The sequence below is a fragment of the Zooshikella harenae genome (assembly GCF_018837975.1).
Lineage (GTDB): Bacteria > Pseudomonadota > Gammaproteobacteria > Pseudomonadales > Zooshikellaceae > Zooshikella > Zooshikella harenae.
Map to the genome: position 1 here is coordinate 1 of NZ_JAGSOY010000153.1, position 3,617 is coordinate 3,617.

Here is a 3,617-nt window from a genome sequence, read left to right on the forward strand (position 1 = left end):
ATGCGCGCATTGTATTTGTCTTCCGCCATGTTGACATGGCCGTTGACGTCGTAATGCAGAATGGACATCCCGGGCCGCCAGGGGAAGTCAAACTCCTCGTTGGTCAGGCCTTCGTTTTTGATGGTCTTCTGTTTGTAGTCGTCCCAACGTTCATAGGTGTAGTGGGTACGAACATCAACCTCTTCGCCGAAGGTTTCCGTAGAACTGAGGTTACCCGCCCCATCAAAGTGATAGGTACTGCCTTTGTTTTGCGCTTTACCCTTGGCAATGCTGGTAGTTTCACGGGTGGCCCGATTATCCTGATCGTAGACCTTATTGACCTGCCGGTAGACATTGCTCTCCTGGTCATACTCCAGGTAGGCGGTGGTATTACCCAGCGCATCGTTGATCCGCTTGGCGCGTAGCTTATCGTCAATGTAGGTTTCAGTGAGCTTACCGTTGCCATCATAGTGATAACGCTCGGTGTGCTGTTTATTAGTGGCCGTGACCCGCTGCCCCGCCAGGTTATAGCTGATCCGATAACCATGGTCTCCGGGTGTGATCTGCCCGTCTTTGAGCGCCCCCATGGTGGTGGTAAAGCGGTTCATGGCATCGTAGGTGTACCAGAAGTCCTGGTCATGCCACTCACCATTGACCTGCTGATAGCGACTGTGTACCTGACGCCGGTTGCCCATGGCATCGTACTGATACTCGATGGTGTACTTGGGGTCTTCGATTTTACTGATGCGGTTCAGGCTATCGTATTCCACCTTAGAGCGTTGGGTGTAGACGTTCTTGTAACCGTCTTTCGCATCCTTGTTGCTGTAGCCTTCGAAGGTCAGATTACCGTTGTTGTCATATTGGAACTCGGCGTAGTTATTGGCGCCCACATCATCGATGTTTTTGATATAGCCGTTGTTGTAGTAGCCGTAGTAAATCTCCTGATCGATCTTGCTGGTGTTATCCAGCACCGTATCGCCTTTCTGCCAGGCCAGTTTGCCGGAGGCATTGTAGCCATAGGTGAAGGTGCGACCGCCTAAATCCTTATGGTAATGAATACGGTCAAAGGCATCCCGATGATCCACCAGGGTGTGTTTGTTGCCATCGGTTTTGGTCACCTCCCAGCCACCGGTGCCGCCAATGCTGTCATCATAACGGTAGCTGTACTGGGTCACCATGTTGCCATAGCTATGGTGAGCAATGACGCGGCCTTTGGCATCGTACTGATAGCGCTCAGTATGGTCTAAGGCATTGGTATGGGTCAGACGTTGGCCCGCCGCATCATAGGTGTACTGATCGATATTGCCCCCCGCCCGTTCAACCCGGGTGGCATTCCCCACTTGGTCATACTGGTAACGGGTGACTTCACCCAGCTCATTGGTCTGGCTGACCTTACGGCCAAAGGCATCGTAGCCCATTTTTACCTGACCACCATCGGCATGGCGCTCACTGATGATCTGCCCCGCCGCCCATTGCTGTTCGTTGAGGTTACCATTGGCATCAGTGGTGGTGATCTGTTGCCCTAACAGGTCATAGCCATAGTGGGTGGTTGGCCGAATCTGATGCACCTGACCTTGTTCATCGGTAGCCTCAGTTTCCGGCGCCTGCTTGGTGACCATCTGCCCCAGCTGGTTATAGCGGAAGGTGGTGCTGTTACCACGCCCATCCACTTCTTCGATGACTTCACCAAAAGCATTAAAGTGCTGTTTGCGATGAATGCTGTGGCTGGTCTCCATCCCTTCACCAATCACATAGTCCAGGCTGGCTTTGGTGTAGGCAGGGCGACCGGTATTACGGTGCGTGACGCTACCCTGGTCCAGGGCATGGAAGCTGCTCAGTTGATGATGCGCTTTGGCACTAAACTCGCCGGATTCCCCCCGCTCGGCCGCAAAGCTGTAATCCCCTTGCAGCCAATCCAACAGCTCCCACTCACCCTGAGCATTTTGCTTGTAGACATTGACCGTGTAGGTGAAGGTACGGCCTTCGGCATTTTCCAGGGACACATTGGGTTTTAGGTTAACCTGACCGGCACTGGCCTCGACAATCTCAGAGCCTTTGGCGTCACCGAAACCTGCATTCCAATCAAACTTCAGTTTGCCTTGGTAGCCCCCTAAGTTGGCCCAACGGAGTTGCAGGTCATTGAGGGTTTGCTGACTGGGTTTAGCCGCATCACCATTCGCGGCTGCTTGTGCAGCTTGTTGCTGTAAACCAAAGCGCAGATCAAAGGTCTCACCGTGCTTGGTATTTTGTGTGGTACGGAAGATGCCCTCACCCCGGTTAATCACCGTGCCTTCGGGGGTCAATGCTTCGTAGTAGTATTCATAGGCTTGATTTGCGGAGAGGCCTGGTGCGTTGGTCAGATCCAGCGCCCAGTCCCCTTCGCGGTTCATCCGTGCCCCATCAACACTGTGGGTGTACTTGCCTGGCTGGTAATTGGCCTCATCATAGGCGCGGCTGGTATACCCAGGTTCCTGTGCCGGACGGTAGTACATGCGTAAACGGGTGGCCTGCCGTGGCTGCTCTTTTAAGGTCAGCAGTTTGGGCATTTCCACGTGGTTATTCTCCCAACGTACTAACGTATCGTGCTCCCAGCGGGGGGCAAAACCACTCCAGCGGTAGCGACCGGTTTGCTCTGTCAGTGGAACCCACTCACCCGCTTCGTTTTTCTTGGAGATTTTGACATGGTATTTAAAGCCCATGTTTTTCAGATAGGAGACGGTAGTCCTGTTATAGCTCTTCAGGGGGATGAGGTACTCACCTCGACTGGCGTTCACCACAAACGAGCCTTTGGTGTTCGACTGATAGCCCGAGTCCCACTCAAATAGCAGGTCGCCATCATACTCACCAATATCTGACCACTTAAACTGCACACCACGCTGCTCGAAGTAACAGCGGGGCCAATGCATTCCCGCGGCTCGGGCGTAGAGTTTGAAGTTAAAGTCAAACTTCTCACCACCGATCATTTTCGCTTCACCAAAGGTGTACGGCGTGGCTTCGATGACCTCCGTTCCTGCCGCAGTGCTGTCCTCCGTCTGCAGGAAGGTCATCTCCGGCTGCACCACATCAATCAGCTGGTTACGGGCATCATAACGACTGAGGGAGATGTGTAATTGCTTCGCATCCAAGGTACGCAACTGGCTGAGGGTGATGTCCTTCAGGTCGAGGGTCATCGACTGGATTTCCAGCGAGGCATTGCCGTTAGCATCGTAAACAAAGACCTGCGGTGCACCGTTCTTTTTGTTGGTTTTGAACAGCTGGCCCGCCGCGTTGTACTCGTAGTACTCGTGCATCTGGTCATTGACGCCTTTGCCACTGATCTCGCCATGGCTGTTGTAGTAGGTACGCTGGATCGCCCCTACCCCCTCATCACGCCAGATCTCCCGACCTTGGCTGTCATAACCAAAGCGGACTTCAACCACGTGCTGACTGCCATCAGCCTGTTGCAGGTTCTGTCGTTTGCGTACCGCCTGACCTTTGGCGTCATAGAACAGTTCGGTGACCGCACCATTGGCATCAATCTGTTTAATCATATGCCCAGCATTGTCGTACACCTGACGCGTCAGCAGGTCTTGTGAGCCCAGGTTAAAGGCGGTTTGCTGACCATCGGCCGCTTCTTTGACACTCAGTGCGGTATCGCC

At 53.6% G+C, this 3,617-nt stretch carries 1 pseudogene; it reads right to left on the reverse strand.

The features are described from left to right. Positions 1-3,617 (reverse strand): annotated as a pseudogene (locus KCG35_RS23945) (hypothetical protein); the annotation flags it as partial.